Source organism: Paracoccus panacisoli, from assembly GCF_042435015.1.
Taxonomy (GTDB): Bacteria; Pseudomonadota; Alphaproteobacteria; order Rhodobacterales; family Rhodobacteraceae; genus Paracoccus; species Paracoccus panacisoli.
Map to the genome: position 1 here is coordinate 17771 of NZ_JBHMQU010000045.1, position 17462 is coordinate 35232.

Genomic DNA, 17462 nt, shown 5'->3' on the forward strand with positions numbered 1-17462 from the left:
TTTTTAGCTGGAAGGCTAACCATGCTCGACACGACGACCCCGGCAACGCGGCCGGCTGACCCGCGTTTCTCCTCTGGCCCCTGCGCCAAGATCCCCCAATTCTCGCTCGACATGCTCGCCGACGCGCCGCTCGGCCGCTCGCACCGGGCCGCGGTCGGCAAGGCCAAGCTCGCGCAGGCGATCGACCTGACGCGCGAGGTGCTGGGCGTGCCCGCCGATTACCGCATCGGCATCGTCCCCGGGTCCGACACCGGCGCGGTCGAGATGGCGATGTGGTCGCTGCTGGGCGCCCGCCCGGTCGAGATGCTGGCCTGGGAAAGCTTCGGCGAGGGCTGGGTGACCGACGCGGTCAAGCAGCTCAAGCTGGATGCGACGGTGAAGAAGGCTGACTACGGCCGGATCGTGGACCTGGCGACCGTCGATTTCGACAAGGACGTGGTCTTCACCTGGAACGGCACGACCTCGGGCGTGCGGGTGCCGAACGGCGACGCGATCCCCGCGGACCGCAAGGGCCTGACCATCTGCGACGCGACCAGCGCGGCGTTTGCGATGGACCTGCCCTGGGACAAGCTCGATGTGGTGACCTTCTCGTGGCAGAAGGTGCTGGGCGGCGAGGGCGCGCATGGCGTGCTGATCCTCGGCCCGCGCGCGGTCGAGCGGCTGGAAAGCCACACCCCCGCCTGGCCGATGCCGAAGATTTTCCGCATGACCAAGGGCGGCAAGCTGATCGAGGGCATCTTCAAGGGCGAGACGATCAACACCCCCTCGATGCTGTGTGTCGAGGACTACATCGTCGCCCTGAACTGGGCGAAGTCCGTGGGCGGGCTCAAGGGGCTCATCGCGCGGTCGGACGCCAACGCCCGCACCGTCTGGGACTTCTGCGACGCCCGCGACTGGATCGCCAACCTCGCCGAGGACAAGGCGACGGCCTCGACCACCTCGGTCTGCCTGCGCTTCACCGACGACCGGATCAAGGACGGCGAGGCCTTCGCCAAGGCCGTCGCCAAGCGGCTTGAGAAGGAAGGCGTCGCCTATGACATCGGCGCCTACCGCGATGCGCCGGCGGGGCTGCGGATCTGGTGCGGCGCGACGGTCGAACAGGCCGACGTGGCGGCGCTGATGCCGTGGATCGAATGGGCCTATCAGGCCGAGATCGCCGCGCAGGGCTGATGTGGCCGATGCGGGGGCGCTGCCCCCGCACCCCCGGGATATTTCAACAAGAAAGAAGGGGTTGCGAGCGCCACGCGCCCGGCCCCTCACAGGAGCACATGACATGGCACCCAAGGTTCTGGTTTCCGACGCGCTGAGCGAAACCGCCGTCCAGATCTTCCGCGATCGCGGGGTCGAGGTCGACTACATGCCCGACCTCGGCAAGGACAAGGAGAAGCTTGCCGAGATCATCGGCAACTACGACGGCCTCGCCATCCGTTCGGCCACCAAGGTCACCGAGAAGCTGCTGGAGAAGGCCACCCGCCTCAAGGTGATCGGCCGGGCCGGGATCGGCGTCGACAACGTGGACATCCCCGCCGCCTCGAAGAAGGGCGTGATCGTGATGAACACGCCGTTCGGCAACAGCGTCACCACCGCCGAGCACGCCATCGCGCTGATGTTCGCCGTGGCCCGGCAACTGCCCGAGGCTTCGGTCTCGACCCATGCCGGGAAGTGGGAGAAGAACCGCTTCATGGGGGTCGAGCTCTTCAACAAGACGCTCGGCGTGATCGGCGCGGGCAACATCGGCGGGATCGTGATCGACCGCGCCCGCGGGCTGCACATGAAGGTGCTGGCCTATGACCCCTTCCTCTCGGACGAGCGCGCCCGCGAGATCGGCGCCACCAAGGTCGAGCTGGACGAGCTGCTGGCCAAGGCCGACTTCATCACCCTGCACGTGCCGCTGACCGACAAGACCCGCAACATCCTGTCGGCCGAGAACCTGGCCAAGACCAAGAAGGGCGTGCGCATCGTTAACGCCGCCCGCGGCGGGCTGATCGACGAGGCGGCGCTGGCCGAGCTGCTCAAGTCCGGCCATGTCGCCGGCGCCGCGCTCGACGTGTTCGCGACCGAGCCCGCGACCGACAGCCCGCTCTTCAACCTGCCGAACGTCGTGGTGACGCCGCACCTCGGCGCCTCGACCACCGAGGCGCAGGAGAACGTGGCCCTGCAGGTGGCCGAGCAGATGGCCGATTACCTGCTGACCGGGGCGGTCGCCAACGCGCTGAACATGCCCAGCGTCACGGCCGAGGAAGCCGCCGTCATGGGCCCGTGGATCAAGCTCGCCGGGCACCTCGGCACCTTCGTCGGCCAGATGACCGACGAGCCGATCAAGGCGATCAACATCCTCTATGACGGGGTCGCGGCGGGGATGAACCTCAACGCGCTCAACGCCGCGGTGATCGCGGGCGTCATGCGGGCGGTGAACCCCGACGCCAACATGGTCTCGGCCCCGGTCGTCGCGCGCGAGCGCGGCATCCAGATCGCCACCACGACGCAGGACAAGTCGGGCGTCTATGACGGCTACATCAAGGTCACGATGGTCTCGGACCGCGAGCGCGCCATCGCCGGGACGGTCTTCTCGGACGGCAAGCCGCGTTTCATCCAGATCCGCGGCATCAACGTCGATGCCGAGATCGGCGAGCACATGATGTACACCCGCAACCGCGACGTGCCCGGCGTGATCGGGACGCTCGGCACCACGCTGGGCGAGATGGGCGTGAACATGGCGAACTTCACCCTCGGCCGGGTGGCCGGCGGCGGCGACGCCATCGCCATCACCTATCTCGACGCGCCGCTGCGCGAGGACGTGCGCGAGGCCTTGCTGGCCACCGGCAAGTTCGAGATGGTGCGCCCGCTGCGCTTCGAGCTGTAAGGACCGGACGCGCAGCCCCCCGGCCGGCCCCTCGGCCGGGGATGGGCCACGGGGAGGCAAGCCCATGCGCGTCTATGCGATCGGTGATGTGCACGGCCACCTCGGCCTGCTCGAGGCGGCCCATGCCCGCATCCGCGACGATGGCGGGGCGGGGGCGCAGGTGGTCCACGTGGGCGATCTGCTCGACCGCGGCCCCGACTCGCGGGGGGTGGTCGAGTTCCTCATGGCCGGACAGGCCGCGGGCCGGGACTGGGTGGTGGTCAAGGGCAACCACGACCGCCAGCTGCCGCAGTTCCTGCGCGACCCGCGCTGGATCGACCCCTGCGCGAGCCTGCGCGAACCCTGGCTGGCCCGCGACACCGGTGCAGCCGAGACGCTGGCCTCCTACGGCATCGCCGATGCCGAGCGCCGCGACCTTAACACCGTCCACGCCGAGGCGCTGCGCAAGGTGCCCATGGCGCACGCGCGCTGGCTGGATGCCCTGCCCGGCTGGCACCTGACGCCGCTTGCACTCTTCGTCCACGCCGGCATCCGACCCGGCATCGATTTGCGCGAGCAGACCGAGGACGACCTGACCTGGCTGCGCCGCCCGTTCCACGACGACCCGCGCGACCACGGGGTGCTGGTGGTGCACGGCCACACCCCCGTCCGCCGCGCGACCCATTACGGCAACCGCGTCAACATCGACACCGGCGCCGCCTATGGCGGGGCGCTGACGGCGATCCGCATCGACGGGGGTGGCGTGTGGGTGCTGGATGACGCCGGGCCGCGCCGGCTCACCCCCGGCGCCACGGACCGGGAATGACGCCGCGCCGGACGGCGCTGGCGCTGGCCCTGATCCTCGCCTGGACGGCTGTCACGCTCACCCTGATGGGGCGGCCGCTGATCTGCACCTGCGGCTGGGTCGAACTCTGGCACGGCGCCACCGACGACTCGGGCAACTCGCAGCACCTGATCGACTGGTACACGCCCAGCCATGTGCTGCACGGGCTGATCTTCTACGCCGTGCTCGCGCGGCTCGCGCCGCGCTGGACGCTGGGCGCCCGCCTGACCGCCGCCACGCTCATCGAGGCCGCGTGGGAGCTGGCCGAGAACTCGCCCGCGATCATCGACCGCTACCGTGCCGCCACCATCGCGCTGGGGTACGAGGGCGACGCGGTGGTGAACTCGCTGGCCGACATCGGCGCGATGTGGCTGGGCTTTGCCCTCGCCCGGGTGCTGCCGGTGTGGGCGAGCGTGGCGCTGTTCCTGACCGCCGAGGCGGTGACGGTCGCGCTGATCCGCGACGGGCTGATCCTCAACGTGCTGATGCTGCTCTGGCCGCTCGAGGCGGTGCGGGCGTGGCAGGCCGGGGGCTGAGTCGCGGCCTTCGCGCGCGATTGCGGCCGGTCGCGGCGACCTCACGTGGCGGTCACAGAATGACGGATTTGAGACATCTGGCTGCCCGACAATGCGGCAGGGCGATTTACTCGCGCGGGGCATGGCGTTACAAGAAGGGGCACCAAACAAGGGCGGGGAGCAGTAATGCGGGCCGCAAAATACAACATTGGCCAGGTCGTCCGGCACCGCGAACACCCGTTCCGGGGGGTCGTGTTCGACGTGGACCCGCAATTCTCGAACACCGAGGAATGGTACCAGTCCATTCCCGAGGACTGCCGGCCGACCAAGGACCAGCCCTATTACCACCTCTACGCCGAGACCGAGGCGACCTATTATGTCGCTTATGTGTCCGAGCAGAACCTCGTCCCCGATCCCTCGGGCGAGCCGCTCGAACACCCCGAGCTGACCGCCCGCTTCGGCGAGTTCTCTGACGGCCGCTATCCGCTGCAGCACGGGCTGAACTGAGTCCCGGATGCTCGACCCCGAACTGCTCATCGCGCTGGTCGCGGCGGCGATCGGCGCCGGGTTTGTGGATTCCATCGCCGGGGGCGGCGGGCTGATCACCGTGCCGGTGCTGATGCTGGCCGGGTTGTCGCCCGAGCAGGCGCTGGCCACCAACAAGGTGCAGGGCAGCTTTGGGGCGGCGACCGCGGCGGTCAGCTATGCGCGCTCGGGCCTCGTCGACCTGCGGGCGCAGTTGCCGGCGGCGGCGCTGGCCTTTGCCGCCGGGGTGGCGGGCGCGCTGCTCGTCTCGGCACTGCCGACGCAGGCGCTGCGGGTGGTGCTGCCGGTGGTGCTGATCGGCATCGCGCTGTTCTTCGCGCTGAAGCCAGGCCTTGGCGATCTCGACCGCGCGGCACGGCTGACGCCGGCGGTTTTCGGGCTGACGGTGGTGCCGGCGGTGGGGTTCTACGACGGGCTGATCGGGCCCGGCGCGGGCGCGTTCTACATGATGGGGTTCGTAACGCTGGCGGGCTACGGCATCCTCAAGGCTACGGCGCACACGAAGCTGTTGAACTTCGCCTCGAACATCGGCGGGCTGACGGCCTTTGCGCTGACCGGGCACCCGCTCTGGATCGTCGGGCTGGCGATGGGCGCGGGGCAGATGCTGGGCGCGCTGATCGGCGCCCGGCTGGCGCTGCGCGTGGGCGCGCGGGTCATCAAGCCGCTGCTGGTCGTCACCTCGACGGCGCTGGCCCTGCGGCTTCTCTGGCAGATGCTCTAGGGGTCAGTTCAGCGGCCCCGCGAACCCCTCGGCCAGCCGCCGCTCGGCCACCTCGATCCCGCGCCAGTTGGTCAGCGGGTCGCTGAGCAGCTTGCCCACCACCGGATGGCCGGCGTCGAGCAGCCCGTGCCGCACCAGCAGCGCGGTGATCGCGGCCTCGGACGCGCGGGTGGCGCCGTCCGCGATCTTGAGCGCGATGCCCATGCCCCGCTCGGGCGCGATGGCCACGAACACCGCCTCGGCGCCGGTCTTGACCGCCACCCGGCCGCCCATCGCCCGCATGAGCAGCGTGCAGGCCCGCCCCTCGCCCGCCACCAGCTCGGGGTGGGCGGTCATCGCCGCGGTCAGCCGCGCCATCGCCCGGCCCCGCGCATCCGCGCCGGGATCGGCAAACGCCGCCATCGCGCGGGCCAGCCCCGCGACCGAGGTGGCGAAGTTCGGCGCCGAGCAGCCGTCGATGCCGTAGCCGGGCGAGGGCTCGCCGGTGACCTCCTCGAACGCCGCGCGCACCGCCTGCTGCAGCGGATGGTCGGGCTCGTGATACTCGGGCCCCGCCTTGGCGTGGCGGGTCCAGGTCAGGAAGCCCGCGTGCTTGCCCGAGCAGTTGTTGTGAAGCTGGCACGGCGCCTCGTCGGCGCAGGTCAGGCGGCGGTTCTCGGCCGGGTCGTTGGGCATATGCGCGCCGCAGCGCAGGTCGCGCTCGGCGAGGCCCAGCCCGCCCAGCCACGCGCCGACCCGGCTGGTGTGGATCGCCGCGCCCTGGTGGCTCGCGCAGGCGAGCGCCAGCTGCTCGGGGCCAAGCCCCGCCGCGTCGGCCGCGCCGCTTTCGATCAGCGGCAGCGCCTGGATCATCTTGCACGACGAGCGCGGAAAGATCACCGCCGCCGGGTCGCCCCAGCTTTCGACCAGCCCGCCGCGGTTCCAGACGACGGCGTGACCGCGGTGGACGCTTTCCGGCATCCCGCCGCGCCAGATTTCCACCAGATCGACCGGACCCATCGCTCCGCCCCCTTTGACAAATGCGCGATTTCCAACCGGGGGGGTTTTGCCGCCGGCGGCTTTCCGGTTAATTGACGCCATATCCGGTCGCAAGACCATCCGACCCGTGATAACCCGGCCCCGAGACCGGGACAGCAGGAGGCCACGAGCATGACGACATCCCTTACCCGCATCGGACTTGTCGCTGCCTTTGCGACGGCGCTGGTGTCGCCGGCGCTGGCGGCCGAACCCAAGGTGCTGGGCAGCGAGGGCGCCTGGACCGCGTTCGGCGGCGACCAGCCCAAGGAGTGCTGGGCCGTCTCGCCGCCCAAGTCCACCGTGAACACCGACGCCGAGGGCAAGCCGCGCGAGGTGACCCGCAGCGACATCCGCCTGTACGTCGCCTATCGCCCCGGCCAGAACGGCGAGGTGTCGTTCCAGGGCGGCTATCCCTTCGCCCCGGATTCGACCGTCGACGTCGAGATCGGCTCGAACAAGTTCAAGCTGTTCACCGATGGCGAGAACGCCTGGACCGGCTCGCCCGACGAGGACGCCAAGCTGATCTCGGCGCTCCGTGCGGGGTCCGAGGCGGTGGTCAAGGGCCGCTCGTCGCGCGGCACCCGGACGACCGACACCTTCTCGCTCGCCGGCATCACCGCGATGACCAACAAGGCGCGCGACACCTGCAAGTAATCGCCGCTGCCGCCTGACCGGTGGTTGTGCTACGCTCGGGGCCGCCCCATCTCGGGGCGGCCCCGATGTTTTGACCCGCCCTTGCCGATACGGACCCGCCGATGACCCCCGCCCCCACCCTCTCCGCCGCGCCGATCACCCAGGACGTGCTGACGATCCCGCGCAAGCTGCCCGAGGGCGGCCGCGTGAACCTGGTCGGGCTGACGCGCGAGCAGCTACGCGAGGCGCTGATCGAGGCCGGCACGCCCGAGCGGCAGGCGCGGATGCGCGTGGGCCAGATCTGGCAGTGGGTCTATCACTGGGGGGTGCGCGACTTCGCGCAGATGACCAACCTCGCCAAGGACTACCGCGCCTTCCTCGCCGAGCGGTTCGAGATCGCCCTGCCCGAGGTGGTCACCCGGCAGGTCTCGGACGACGGCACGCGCAAGTATCTGCTGCGGATCGCCGGCGGGCACGAGGTCGAGACGGTCTACATCCCCGAAGAGGGGCGCGGGACGCTGTGCGTGAGCTCGCAGGTCGGCTGCACGCTGACCTGTTCCTTCTGCCACACCGGCACGCAGAAGCTGGTGCGCAACCTGACCGCGGGCGAGATCGTGGGCCAGCTCATGGTCGCCCGCGACGACCTGGGTGAATGGCCCGAGCCGGGCGCGCCCAAGGATGAGACGCGGCTGGTGTCGAACCTCGTGCTGATGGGCATGGGCGAGCCGCTCTACAATTTCGACAACGTGCGGGACGCGATGCGGGTGGTGATGGACGGTGAGGGGCTGAGCCTCTCGCGCCGGCGGATCACGCTCTCGACCTCGGGCGTGGTGCCCGAGATCGCGCGCACGGCCGAAGAGATCGGCTGCCAGCTCGCGGTCAGCTTCCACGCCACCACCGACGCGGTGCGCGACCGGCTGGTGCCGATCAACAAGCGCTGGAACATCGACGAGCTGCTGGGCGCGCTGCGCGACTATCCGCGGCTCTCGAACAGCGAGCGGATCACCTTCGAGTATGTGATGCTCGACGGGGTGAACGACAGCGACGACGACGCCCGCCGCCTGATCCGGCTGATCCGCGGCATCCCGGCGAAGATCAACCTGATCCCCTTCAATGAATGGCCCGGCGCGCCCTATCGCCGTTCGTCGTGGGACCGGATCGAGGCCTTCGCCGACATCATCTACAAGGCCGGCTACGCCTCGCCGATCCGCACCCCGCGGGGCGAGGACATCATGGCGGCCTGCGGTCAGCTCAAATCCGCGACCGAGCGGGGGCGGAAGTCGGCGGCCCAGGTGGCGGCCGAGGCCGGGCTTTAAGCGGAGCCGCCGGACCGGGGGCTTCGCGCCCCCCCAACCCTCGGCCAAGGGCCGAGGGCGTTCGGCGGGAAAACGGTCCACCGGACCGTTTTCTGGCCCGCCTCACCCCCGCGGGATATTCAAGTCCAGCCCGAGGAAAGCGCGTCAGCCGGACTTCGGACGCATGCGGTCCTTGTGCTTGGCGAGCGCGCCGGTGGGGCGCTTGTTCGACTTGTCCTTGTAGGGGTTCTTCTCGCCCTGGTCGCGGAAGGTCAGCCGGATCGGCGTGCCGGGCAGGTCGAAATCCTGCCGCAGCCCGTTGACGAGATAGCGCCGGTAGCTTTCCGGGATCTGGTCGGTGTGCGTCGCCATCACCACGAAGCCCGGCGGCCGGGTCTTGACCTGCGTCATGTAGCGCAGCCGGATGCGGCGTCCGCCGGGCGCGGGCGGCGGGTGCGCCTCGGTCATCGCGGTCAGCCACTGGTTCAGCCTCGCCGTGCCCACGCGCCGGTTCCAGACCTCATGCGCCTTGACCACCGCGTTGTGCAGCCGGTCCAGCCCCTTGCCGGTCCGTGCCGAGACGGTCACCAGCGGCGCGCCCTTGAGCTGCGGCAGAAGCCGCTCGAACGCCTCGCGCAGCTCGTTGAGCTTGTGCGGCTTGTCCTCCTCGAGGTCCCACTTGTTGGCCGCCACGACCACGGCGCGGCCCTCGGTCTCGGCGAAATCCGCGATCCGCAGGTCCTGCTGCTCGAAGGGGATCGCCACGTCCAGCAGCACCACCACGACCTCGGCGAAACGCACCGCGCGCAGCCCGTCGGCCACGGAAAGCTTTTCCACCTTGTCCGAGATCCGCGCCTTCTTCCGCATGCCGGCGGTGTCGAAGATCCGCACCGGGGTGCCCATGAAATCGGCCCGGACCGAGATCGAATCGCGCGTGATGCCCGCCTCGGGGCCGGTCAGCAGCCGGTCCTCGCCGATGATCTTGTTGATCAGCGTCGACTTGCCCGCGTTCGGGCGACCGATCACCGCGATCTGCAGCGGGCGGGCCTCGGACGGGTGCCAGTCCTCGGCACCCTCGCCCGATTCCGCCTGCGCTTCGGTCAGGGTCACGTCGGTGACGGGCGCGATCGGGGCCGGGCGCTCGGCCTCGACCTGGTCGGCCAGCGGTTGCAGCGCCCGGTAGAGATCCTCGAGCCCCTCGCCGTGCTCGGCCGAGATTCGGATCGGCTCGCCCAGGCCAAGGCTCCAGCCCTCGGCGGCACCGGATTCGCCGGCGCGGCCCTCGGCCTTGTTGGCGGCGAGCAGCACGTGCTTGGCGCGCCGGCGCAGGATGTCGGCGAAATACTCGTCGGCGGCGGTGACCCCGGCGCGGGCGTCGATGACGAACAGGCAGATGTCGGCCTCGTCCACCGCCCGCTCGGTCAGGCGGCGCATCCGGCCCTGCAGGCTGTCGTCCTCGACCATCTCGAGGCCGGCCGAATCGATCACCACGAAGCGCAGGTCGCCCAGCCGCGCGTCGCCCTCGCGCAGGTCGCGGGTGACGCCGGGCTGGTCATCGACCAGCGCCAGCCGCTTGCCGACGAGGCGGTTGAACAGCGTGGACTTGCCCACGTTCGGGCGCCCGACGATGGCGAGGGTGAAGCTCATCGGTAGGCGTGCAGGTTGCCGTCGCGGCCCGCGACGTAGAGCGTTCCGCCCGAGACGACCGGCGCGGTCGCGGCCCCGCCGGGGATCGCCGCCTGGCCGACCTCGGCCCCCGAGGCGGGGTCGAAGGCCCTGAGCACCCCGTCCGACGAGGCGACGAACAGCCGCCCGCCCGCCAGCACCGGGCCGTAATGGGCCACGATGTCGTCCTGCTTGCGGACCCTGAGCGTGGTGTAGAGCGGCAGCTTGGTGGCGTAGATGCGCCCGCCGGTCGCGGCGTCGAGGCGGACGAGCTGGGCCTGGTCGTTGACCGCGAAGACCGAGCCGCCGGCCAGCAGGACCGGGCTGTTGGCGCCGTCCTTCTCGCTCCACAGCTCGACGCCGGTGGTGCGGTCGAAGGCGTTGATGCGGCCCGAGGACGAGCCGGCGATCACGACGTTGCCGGCGATCACCGGGTCGCCGGTCAGGTCGCGGATGAAGGCGATGGCGCGGCCGCGGCGGGTGCCGGCGACCTGCCCGCTCCACCTCTCGAGGCCGGTGGCGGTGTCCACGGCCAGAAGCTGGCCCGAGGCGAAGGGGAAGACGACCAGATCGCCGTCCACCGCCGGGGCCGAGACGCCGGTGACGCCGGACGGCCCGGCGATCCCCGAGACGGTCCACAGCACCTTGCCGTCGGCGGCGCGGACCGCCCAGCCGGTGGCGTTGCGGGCGACGACATAGACGGTGCCGTTCTGCACCGTGGGGGCGCCGCCGACCGGCGCCTCGACCCGCTGGCGCCAGATCACCGCGCCCGAGGCCGCGTCGAGCGCGACGAGTTCGCCGAAGCCGGTGGTGACATAGACCCGCCCGCCCTCATAGGCGATGCCGCCGCCCGAGGCGCTGTCGGGGTTCTCGCCCGGGGGCGTCACGTCCGCGGTCCAGGCGGTCCCGCCCGACAGCGCCGTGGCGGTCACCCGCGCGCGGCTGTCCATGGTGAAGATGCGGCCGCCCGCGACCACGGGGTCGGCGGTGATCCGGTGGCGCTTGCCGGCCGGCTGGCCGATCGGCGCCGAGAACACCCGCGTGGTGCCGGCGCCAAGGGTCGCGTGCGGGATCAGATGCGCGGGGTTCGCGCCGCGCGTGGTCCATTCGACCGAGCGCGGGGCGGGCAGGCGCAGCGCGGTGGTCGTGACCGCGCCCCCCTCGACCACCGCCGGGCCTTCGGGCGAGACGACCGCCCGCGGGTCAAGCCGCGTGCCGGTCAGCACCACCTCACGCTCGGCGCAGGCCCCGAGCGCGGTCACGGCCGCGGTCAGGGCGATCAGGGGCAGCTTCGCGATCGGTCGTCTGGACATCGGGCGCTCCGGCGTGGGACGGGCTGAGGGGGGTCAGTTGGCGGGGGCGCCCGGGGTCACGACCTCGGCAGCGCGGGTCGGATCGGGGGCGGTCTGGGTGGCAGGCTCGGGTTCGGGATCGACGCCGAGGGTGATGAGCAGCTCGGCCAGCCGCCGGCGCTGGCCCTGCCCCAGCCCGTCGCGCTGCTGGATCTGGCGCACCAGCGTCACCGCGTCCTGGTCGCGCCCGGCGCTGACCAGGGCCAGCGCCTTGAGTTCCAGCGCGATCAGCTCGAACGGGGCGCCGGGGGTCGAGAGCTTGCCCAGCACGGTGTCGCGGGCCGAGGCCTCCATCGCCGGGCCTTGGGCAAGGACCGAGCGCAGCGCGGCCAGGTCGGCCATCACCTTGTCGCCGGCGTTGCCCGCGGCGGTGGCGGCGGCGTCGTAGCGCTGGGTCGCCTCGGCGAGTTGACCGGCCTCGGCCAGCAGGTTCGCGGCCATCAGGTCGCGCAGCGCCGCCTGGCTCGGCTGCGGGGCGGGGACGGCGGCGACGGCCGCGGCGCGGGCGGCGGCGTCGCCCTGGGTCGCCTCGGCCGCGAGCAGCGCGTCACCGAACGCCTGCGCGGTGCGGGCGGCGCGGGCGTTGGACCACTCGCGCCAGGCGGCGGCCCCGACCAGCACCAGGATGGCCAGGACGGCGATCCAGCCATAGCGCCGCATCGCCAGGAACAGGCGGTCGCGGCGCAGATCCTCGGTCACCTCGTCGATGAAGCTGTCGTTCTGGTTGGCCATGTCGTCCCGCCGGTCCCTCGTTTCCCGCTCTTCTATACGCGCGCGGGGCGGATTGCCAACGGCTGCGCGGGAACCCGCCCCACGCCCGCCGCGTTGCCCACGCAAGCCCGGCGCCACCTTGTGCACGCCGACGCCGAGACCACCGAAATCCTTGGAAAGGAACGCAATATGGCCTTCACCCTGCCCGACCTCCCCTATGCCCACGACGCGCTGGCCGCCGGCGGGATGTCCAAGGAGACGCTCGAGTATCACCACGACAAGCACCACAAGGCCTATGTGGACAAGCTCAACGAGCTGATCGCCGGCACCGAGTGGGAGGGCAAGACGCTCGAAGAGATCGTCAAGGGCACCTATCAGGAGGGTGCGGTCGCCCAGAACGGCATCTTCAACAACGCCAGCCAGCACTGGAACCACACTCAGTTCTGGGAGATGATGGCGCCGAAGGTTCCGGCCATGCCGTCCGAGCTGGAAGCCGCGATCAAGGACAGCTTCGGCTCGGTCGACGACTTCAAGAAGAAGTTCACCGAGGCCGGCGTCGGCCAGTTCGGCTCGGGCTGGGCGTGGCTGGTCAAGAAGGCCGATGGCGGGCTCGAGATCACCAAGACCGAGAACGGGGTGAACCCGCTCGCCAAGGGCCAGACCGCGCTGCTCGGCTGCGATGTGTGGGAACATTCCTACTACATCGACTTCCGCAACGCGCGGCCGAAGTACCTCGAGAACTTCCTCGCCAATCTGGTGAACTGGGAAAACGTCGCCTCGCGGATGTGATCTGCGGCGATGGAATGAGAGAGGGCCCGCAGCGATGCGGGCCCTTTTCGTTGTGGGGGTTGTGACGCCGAACCGGGGGACTTCCGCCCGAAAGACGCGCTCAGCGCGGGGCGAGGCCGGTGCCGGGGGCGGCGGCGCGCGCCAGCACCTCGGCAAGGTAGTCACGGATCGACCGGAAGGCGATGACCCGCCAGCCGTCGCCGTGGCGCCACAGCGCGCAGGCCACCTGAGCCGCGCGGGTGCGGCGCAACCCGTCCGCGGGCAGCGCGGACAGATCGGCGGGGGTCAGCTTCATGAGCACCTCGGCCGCCCGGAGGCCGGACAGGTCGAAGACGCAGCGCATGGCGCTGACATCCTCGACCAGCGCGGCTTCGGTCGAAAGCGCGTCGCGCAGCGCGGCGAGGGTCGCGGCCGTCTCGGTCGCGGGCAGGATCAGCAGCAGCTCATCCGGCGCCATCCAGCCGAGCCAGCGCGCCCCATCGGTGGTGAAGCGCGTGGCGGCGGGCACCGCGAGCCCCGCCGCCTCGGCCAGCGCATCGCCCGCCCGGGTCAGGTCGGCGCGGATCAGGATCATCCCCAGCCCGCGGATCTCGGTGATCGCCGCCAGCGGCCCCGTGCCCGTGACGTCGCTACCCGTATCTCTGCCCCTCTCAGCCATTCGCCCGCGTCCCTTCCTTGTCGTAGAACACCGGATCGACGATCCGCGCCCGGTAGGTCGCGCCCGGCACCTCGAAGGCCAGTTCCTCGCCCATCCGCTCGGGCCCGCGCTGCACCAGCCCCATCGCGATCGGCCGCCCGAGCGTCGGCGAGGCGTAGCTCGACGTGACCCGCCCTTGCGTGTTGCGCTGGCCGTTGGCGTTCACGCCGTCGGCCACCGCATAGGCGCCGTCCGGCAGCACCCGCCCGTCGAGGCTTTCCAGCCCGACCAGCTTCCAGCGCTCGGGCGAGGCCATGAACGACCGCTCCTGCGCGCGCTTGCCGATGAAGTCGGGCTTCTTCTTCGAGATCGCCCAGCCGAGGTTCAGGTCCTGCGGGATCACCGTGCCGTCGGTCTCGTCCCCGATCATGATGAAGCCCTTTTCGGCCCGCATGACGTGCATCGCCTCGGTGCCGTAGGGCGTGATGCCGTATGGCGCACCGGCGGCGTGGATCGCCTCCCACAAGGCCAGGCCGCGGTCGGCGGGGGTGGCGATCTCGAAGGACAGCTCGCCCGAGAAGCTGATGCGGTAGATGCGGACCGGATGCCCGGCCAGCGTGCCCTCGGCCCAGCCCATGAAGGGCAGCGCCGCCTCGGACACGTCCATGCCGCCCAGCGCCTCAAGCACCGCGCGGGCCTTGGGGCCGACCACGGCGATCTGCGCCGACTGCTCGGTGAGGTTGGCGGTGTGCACCTGCCAGTCCCACCATTCACACTGCAGCCAGTCCTCCATATGCGCGTGGATGCGCTCGGCCCCGCCGGTGGTGGTGTGGCAGAGCCAGGCGTCCTCGGAGAGCCGCGCCGCCACCCCGTCGTCGATCAGGAAGCCGTTTTCCGAACAGATCAGCCCGTAGCGGCATTTGCCGACCGGCAGGGACGACATCATGCCGGTGTAGATCATGTCGAGGAAGCGCCCGGCATCCGGCCCCTTGACGAGGATCTTGCCCAGCGTCGAGGCGTCGAGCGTGCCCACCCCGCCCCGCACCGCCCCGATCTCGCGCGCGACGGCGGTTTCGCGGGTCTCGCCCGCGCGCGGGTAGCAATAGGGCCGGCGCCAGAGACCGACCGGCTCGAAATCCGCGCCGTGCGCCTCGTGCCAGCCGTGCATCGGCGTCTTGCGCAGCGGCTGGAAGGCCGCGCCGCGGGCCTCGGCGGCGATGGTGCCGAGGGTGAGTGGCGTATAGGGCGGGCGGAAGGTCGTCGTGCCGGTCGCCGCGATGGGCTGGCCCAGCGTGTCCGACAGCACGGCGAGGCCGTTGATGTTGCTGACCTTCCCCTGGTCCGTCGCCATCCCCAGCGTGGTGTAGCGCTTGGCGTGCTCGACGCTCGCATAGCCCTCGCGGCCAGCGAGTTCCACGTCCGAGACCTTCACGTCGTTCTGGAAATCGAGCCACATCTTGAAGCGCGCCTTGGGCGGCGCACCCGCGGGCATGACCCAGACCGGCAGGATCGGCGCCTCGTCCGGCGCCCCGGTCAGCTCGGCCAGCCGCAGGTCGCCCGCCGCCGCGCCCACGGCCAGCACGTCGCCGCGCCCGTCGGCGCCCGTGGGCGGCTGCGCGGGGTCGGGGGCGAACATCGCGCGGGCCTCGTCCCAGACCAGCTTGCCGCCACAATGGCTCCACAGATGGACCACCGGCGACCAACCGCCGGACATGGCGATCACGTCGCAATCGACGGTGCCGAGCGGGTCGCCCGCGCCGTCCTGCGCGCACCAGCGCAGCCCGTCGACGCCCATCCGGCCGAGCACCTTCGCCACCGCCGCCCCCGTCTCGACCCGCACCCCGCGGGCCCGGACGGCCTGCGGCAGCGCGCCCTCGGCCCGCGGGCGCGCGTCGAGCACCACCGGCACCTCGAGCCCCGCGTCCAGCGCCGCGAGCGCGGTGCGATAGGCGTCGTCGTTGTTGGTGACGACCGCGATCCGCCGCCCCGGTGCCACCGCGTAGTCGGTGATGTAGTCGCGCACCGCGCTGGCCAGCATCACCCCCGGCACGTCGTTGCCGGCAAAGCTGAGGGGCCGTTCCAGCGCCCCGGTGGCGGTGATGATGCGCCCGGCGCGGATGCGCCACAGCCGCTGGCGCGGCAGGCCGCTGTCGGGCGCGTGGTCGGCCAGCGCCTCGCGGGCGAGCAGATAGCCGTGGTCGTAAAGCCCCGTGGCCATGGTGTTGCGCCGCAGGGTGACGTTCGGCATCGCCCGCAGCGCGGCGAGCGCCGCCTCGACCCGCGCCTGCCCGTCGGGGTGATCGACCGGCGTGCGCCCGCCCCAGTGCGGCGACTGTTCCAGCACGATGACCCGGCCGCCGCCCGCCGCGACGCGCTGCGCGGCGGCCAGCCCGGCGATGCCACCGCCCACCACGACGACCTCGGCATGGGCATAGGCCTGTTCGTAGCGGTCGGGGTCGGGATGCTCGGGCGCCCGCCCGAGACCCGCGGCGCGGCGGATCACCGGCTCGAACAGCCGCTTCCACGCCGCCCGGGGGTGGATGAAGGTCTTGTAGTAGAACCCGGCCGGGAAGAACCGCCACAGCCGGTCGTTGATCGCGCCGATGTCGCGGTCAAGGCTCGGCCAGGCGTTCTGGCTGACCGCCACCATCCCCGCCTCGAGCGGGGTGGTGGTGGCGCGCTGGTTCGGCTCGAACCGCGGACCGGTGCCGAGGCCGAAGAGCGCGTTCGGCTCTTCCGCGCCCGAGGCGAGCGGGCCGCGCGGGCGGTGATACTTGAAGCTGCGCCCCATGATCAGCTGGCCGGAGCCGAGCAGCGCCGAGGCGAGCGTGTCGCCGGCAAAGCCCGCGCGCTCGCGGCCCTCGAAGCGGAACGGACGCGGCGCGCTGCGGTCGATCAGGCGGCCGCCCTGCGGCAGGCGGAAGGGGTGATGGCGGCGGGTCATGGCGCTTGGGTCCGGCTGGATCGGGTCTGCTTGGATCGGGTGGGTCGGGCGGCGGCGGCGCCCTTGGGCGGCAGCGTGCCGACATGGGACAGCGCCATCCCCAGCAGCGTGGCGCGGGTGTCGTCGGACGCGGCCGCGGTGTCGAGGAACACATAGCCGCGCATCCGCCGGCCGCCGTGGATCATCGGCGTCACGCCGGGAAGGGTCAGGGCGTCCGCCTCGGCCGCGGCGCCGACGCGCAGCATCAGCCGCCCCTCGCGCACCCCGGCGAGCATGTGGCCGTGCTGCATGAGGCAGAGCCCGCCGAACATCGGCCGCTCGCTCAGCCCATCCGCGCCGGTCAGCCCTGCGCCGGCCAGCTCGGCCCGCAGCCGGTCCTCGGCCTGGGGATCGCGGGTCATGGCAGAACGTCCCGCGCAGGCGTGGGGTTCGCGGCGTAGTCGTCGCCCACCCGTCCGGCCGGCGCCGCCTCGACCCGGTCGGGCGGGGTCCAGCCGGGGCGGGCGGCGCGGATCGCGGCCACGAGGTCGTCGGGCGGGGCCTTCGACTGCGCCGGGTAGGTGCCGAACACCTGCAAGGTCACGCTGTCGCGGGCGGCGAGGAACCACTTGCCGCAGCCGTAGGCGTGGCGCCAGCGCTCGAACAGCACCCCGCGCGGGTTCTGGCGGGCGAAGAGGTAGCCCTCGAACTCGGCGTCGGTCGAGCCGGGGCCGTGCCGCGTCAGATGCGCCTCGCCGCCGGGGGCGAGCTCGGTCTCTTCGGCGGCAACGCCGCAATAGGGGCAGGTGAGGGTCAGCATCGGGCGCTTCCACGGCAAGCACCCCACGCGCCGGCGGGCGCGCAGGGGGAACGGGACGGACGGAAAGGGGCGGACGGGATCAGCCTGGCGTGGGCCGGCGCGGTCAGCCCCCGCGCGGCGCGGGCCGACGCGGGGCGCCGCGCGGCGCGGGC

Annotated in this window: 17 protein-coding genes; 9 read left to right on the forward strand and 8 right to left on the reverse strand. The window is 71.6% G+C overall.

Annotated features, from left to right (window positions below; translation table 11 throughout):
- Positions 1 to 21: 21 nt before the first annotated feature.
- The 6 genes from ACFHYO_RS09625 to ACFHYO_RS09650 all read left to right on the forward strand — a co-directional run bounded on the left by ACFHYO_RS09625 (position 22) and on the right by ACFHYO_RS09650 (position 5468).
- A complete protein-coding gene (locus tag ACFHYO_RS09625) occupies positions 22 to 1170 on the forward strand; it encodes a phosphoserine transaminase (RefSeq protein WP_043132650.1) in 1149 nt (382 codons plus the stop codon).
- 103 nt (positions 1171 to 1273) lie between these two features.
- Positions 1274 to 2863, forward strand: coding sequence for a phosphoglycerate dehydrogenase (serA, locus tag ACFHYO_RS09630; protein WP_036703684.1), 1590 nt, complete (start codon positions 1274 to 1276; stop codon positions 2861 to 2863).
- 64 nt (positions 2864 to 2927) lie between these two features.
- Positions 2928 to 3668 (forward strand): metallophosphoesterase, encoded by a 741-nt coding sequence (locus ACFHYO_RS09635; protein ID WP_043132652.1) that lies wholly within the window; start codon positions 2928 to 2930, stop codon positions 3666 to 3668.
- The gene (locus ACFHYO_RS09640; RefSeq protein ID WP_043132654.1) at positions 3665 to 4222 is read left to right on the forward strand and encodes a DUF2585 family protein; all 558 of its coding nucleotides are present in this window, start codon (positions 3665 to 3667) and stop codon (positions 4220 to 4222) included. Before ACFHYO_RS09635 ends, ACFHYO_RS09640 begins: the two co-directional genes overlap by 4 nt.
- A 165-nt stretch (positions 4223 to 4387) precedes the next feature.
- Positions 4388 to 4708, forward strand: a complete 321-nt coding sequence (hspQ, locus tag ACFHYO_RS09645) for a heat shock protein HspQ (RefSeq protein ID WP_394320043.1) — start codon at positions 4388 to 4390, stop codon at positions 4706 to 4708.
- A 7-nt stretch (positions 4709 to 4715) separates the two neighbouring features.
- Entirely contained in the window at positions 4716 to 5468 is a 753-nt protein-coding gene (locus ACFHYO_RS09650; protein ID WP_394320045.1) for a TSUP family transporter, read from the forward strand.
- Positions 5469 to 5471: 3 nt separating this feature from the next.
- Here ACFHYO_RS09650 and ACFHYO_RS09655 read toward each other — a convergent pair whose 3' ends face one another.
- Positions 5472 to 6467, reverse strand: coding sequence for an asparaginase (locus ACFHYO_RS09655; RefSeq protein ID WP_394320047.1), 996 nt, complete (start codon positions 6465 to 6467; stop codon positions 5472 to 5474).
- Positions 6468 to 6617: 150 nt separating this feature from the next.
- On the opposite strand from ACFHYO_RS09655, the gene ACFHYO_RS09660 reads away from it, so the two are divergent.
- Both ACFHYO_RS09660 and rlmN read left to right on the forward strand, forming a co-directional pair.
- Positions 6618 to 7139 (forward strand): invasion associated locus B family protein, encoded by a 522-nt coding sequence (locus ACFHYO_RS09660; RefSeq protein ID WP_036703676.1) that lies wholly within the window; start codon positions 6618 to 6620, stop codon positions 7137 to 7139.
- Positions 7140 to 7240: 101 nt separating this feature from the next.
- Positions 7241 to 8434 carry a dual-specificity RNA methyltransferase RlmN gene (rlmN, locus tag ACFHYO_RS09665; protein WP_043132659.1) on the forward strand — a complete coding sequence of 398 codons (1194 nt, stop codon included), beginning with the start codon at positions 7241 to 7243 and terminating at the stop codon, positions 8432 to 8434.
- Positions 8435 to 8578: 144 nt separating this feature from the next.
- On the opposite strand, the gene der is transcribed toward rlmN, so the two are convergent.
- The 3 genes from der to ACFHYO_RS09680 are packed head-to-tail and all read right to left on the reverse strand — an operon-like array spanning position 8579 to position 12162.
- Positions 8579 to 10060 (reverse strand): ribosome biogenesis GTPase Der, encoded by a 1482-nt coding sequence (gene der, locus ACFHYO_RS09670; RefSeq protein ID WP_394320050.1) that lies wholly within the window; start codon positions 10058 to 10060, stop codon positions 8579 to 8581.
- The gene (locus ACFHYO_RS09675) at positions 10057 to 11391 is read right to left on the reverse strand and encodes a PQQ-like beta-propeller repeat protein (protein WP_394320052.1); all 1335 of its coding nucleotides are present in this window, start codon (positions 11389 to 11391) and stop codon (positions 10057 to 10059) included. Before ACFHYO_RS09675 ends, der begins: the two co-directional genes overlap by 4 nt.
- Before the next feature lie 33 nt (positions 11392 to 11424).
- Complete coding sequence (locus ACFHYO_RS09680; protein WP_394320054.1) at positions 11425 to 12162, reverse strand: tetratricopeptide repeat protein; 738 nt, start codon at positions 12160 to 12162, stop codon at positions 11425 to 11427.
- Between the two features lie 168 nt (positions 12163 to 12330).
- On the opposite strand from ACFHYO_RS09680, the gene ACFHYO_RS09685 reads away from it, so the two are divergent.
- Entirely contained in the window at positions 12331 to 12930 is a 600-nt protein-coding gene (locus tag ACFHYO_RS09685; RefSeq protein WP_036703962.1) for a superoxide dismutase, read from the forward strand.
- Between the two features lie 100 nt (positions 12931 to 13030).
- On the opposite strand, the gene ACFHYO_RS09690 is transcribed toward ACFHYO_RS09685, so the two are convergent.
- Genes ACFHYO_RS09690 through ACFHYO_RS09705 form a run of 4 tightly spaced genes read right to left on the reverse strand, consistent with a single transcriptional unit; the run spans position 13031 to position 17310 of the window.
- Entirely contained in the window at positions 13031 to 13588 is a 558-nt protein-coding gene (locus ACFHYO_RS09690; protein WP_394320056.1) for a sarcosine oxidase subunit gamma, read from the reverse strand.
- A complete protein-coding gene (locus ACFHYO_RS09695) occupies positions 13581 to 16511 on the reverse strand; it encodes a sarcosine oxidase subunit alpha family protein (RefSeq protein WP_394320058.1) in 2931 nt (976 codons plus the stop codon). The genes ACFHYO_RS09690 and ACFHYO_RS09695 overlap by 8 nt, the downstream gene beginning before the upstream one ends.
- Complete coding sequence (locus ACFHYO_RS09700; RefSeq protein ID WP_394320060.1) at positions 16508 to 16912, reverse strand: TfoX/Sxy family protein; 405 nt, start codon at positions 16910 to 16912, stop codon at positions 16508 to 16510. Before ACFHYO_RS09700 ends, ACFHYO_RS09695 begins: the two co-directional genes overlap by 4 nt.
- Entirely contained in the window at positions 16909 to 17310 is a 402-nt protein-coding gene (locus tag ACFHYO_RS09705) for a sarcosine oxidase subunit delta (protein WP_394320062.1), read from the reverse strand. Before ACFHYO_RS09705 ends, ACFHYO_RS09700 begins: the two co-directional genes overlap by 4 nt.
- Between the last annotated feature and the right edge of the window lie 152 nt (positions 17311 to 17462).

Bases quoted from the DNA above. Each gene is read 5' to 3' on its own strand.
- ACFHYO_RS09695 (WP_394320058.1), bottom strand. From the start codon at position 16,511: ATGACCCGCCGCCATCACCCCTTCCGCCTGCCGCAGGGCGGCCGCCTG.
- rlmN (WP_043132659.1), top strand. From the start codon at position 7,241: ATGACCCCCGCCCCCACCCTCTCCGCCGCGCCGATCACCCAGGACGTG.
- ACFHYO_RS09680 (WP_394320054.1), bottom strand. From the start codon at position 12,162: ATGGCCAACCAGAACGACAGCTTCATCGACGAGGTGACCGAGGATCTG.
- ACFHYO_RS09635 (WP_043132652.1), top strand. From the start codon at position 2,928: ATGCGCGTCTATGCGATCGGTGATGTGCACGGCCACCTCGGCCTGCTC.
- ACFHYO_RS09685 (WP_036703962.1), top strand. From the start codon at position 12,331: ATGGCCTTCACCCTGCCCGACCTCCCCTATGCCCACGACGCGCTGGCC.
- ACFHYO_RS09625 (WP_043132650.1), top strand. From the start codon at position 22: ATGCTCGACACGACGACCCCGGCAACGCGGCCGGCTGACCCGCGTTTC.
- hspQ (WP_394320043.1), top strand. From the start codon at position 4,388: ATGCGGGCCGCAAAATACAACATTGGCCAGGTCGTCCGGCACCGCGAA.
- serA (WP_036703684.1), top strand. From the start codon at position 1,274: ATGGCACCCAAGGTTCTGGTTTCCGACGCGCTGAGCGAAACCGCCGTC.
- ACFHYO_RS09655 (WP_394320047.1), bottom strand. From the start codon at position 6,467: ATGGGTCCGGTCGATCTGGTGGAAATCTGGCGCGGCGGGATGCCGGAA.
- ACFHYO_RS09660 (WP_036703676.1), top strand. From the start codon at position 6,618: ATGACGACATCCCTTACCCGCATCGGACTTGTCGCTGCCTTTGCGACG.
- ACFHYO_RS09690 (WP_394320056.1), bottom strand. From the start codon at position 13,588: ATGGCTGAGAGGGGCAGAGATACGGGTAGCGACGTCACGGGCACGGGG.
- ACFHYO_RS09675 (WP_394320052.1), bottom strand. From the start codon at position 11,391: ATGTCCAGACGACCGATCGCGAAGCTGCCCCTGATCGCCCTGACCGCG.
- ACFHYO_RS09650 (WP_394320045.1), top strand. From the start codon at position 4,716: ATGCTCGACCCCGAACTGCTCATCGCGCTGGTCGCGGCGGCGATCGGC.
- ACFHYO_RS09640 (WP_043132654.1), top strand. From the start codon at position 3,665: ATGACGCCGCGCCGGACGGCGCTGGCGCTGGCCCTGATCCTCGCCTGG.
- ACFHYO_RS09700 (WP_394320060.1), bottom strand. From the start codon at position 16,912: ATGACCCGCGATCCCCAGGCCGAGGACCGGCTGCGGGCCGAGCTGGCC.
- ACFHYO_RS09705 (WP_394320062.1), bottom strand. From the start codon at position 17,310: ATGCTGACCCTCACCTGCCCCTATTGCGGCGTTGCCGCCGAAGAGACC.
- der (WP_394320050.1), bottom strand. From the start codon at position 10,060: ATGAGCTTCACCCTCGCCATCGTCGGGCGCCCGAACGTGGGCAAGTCC.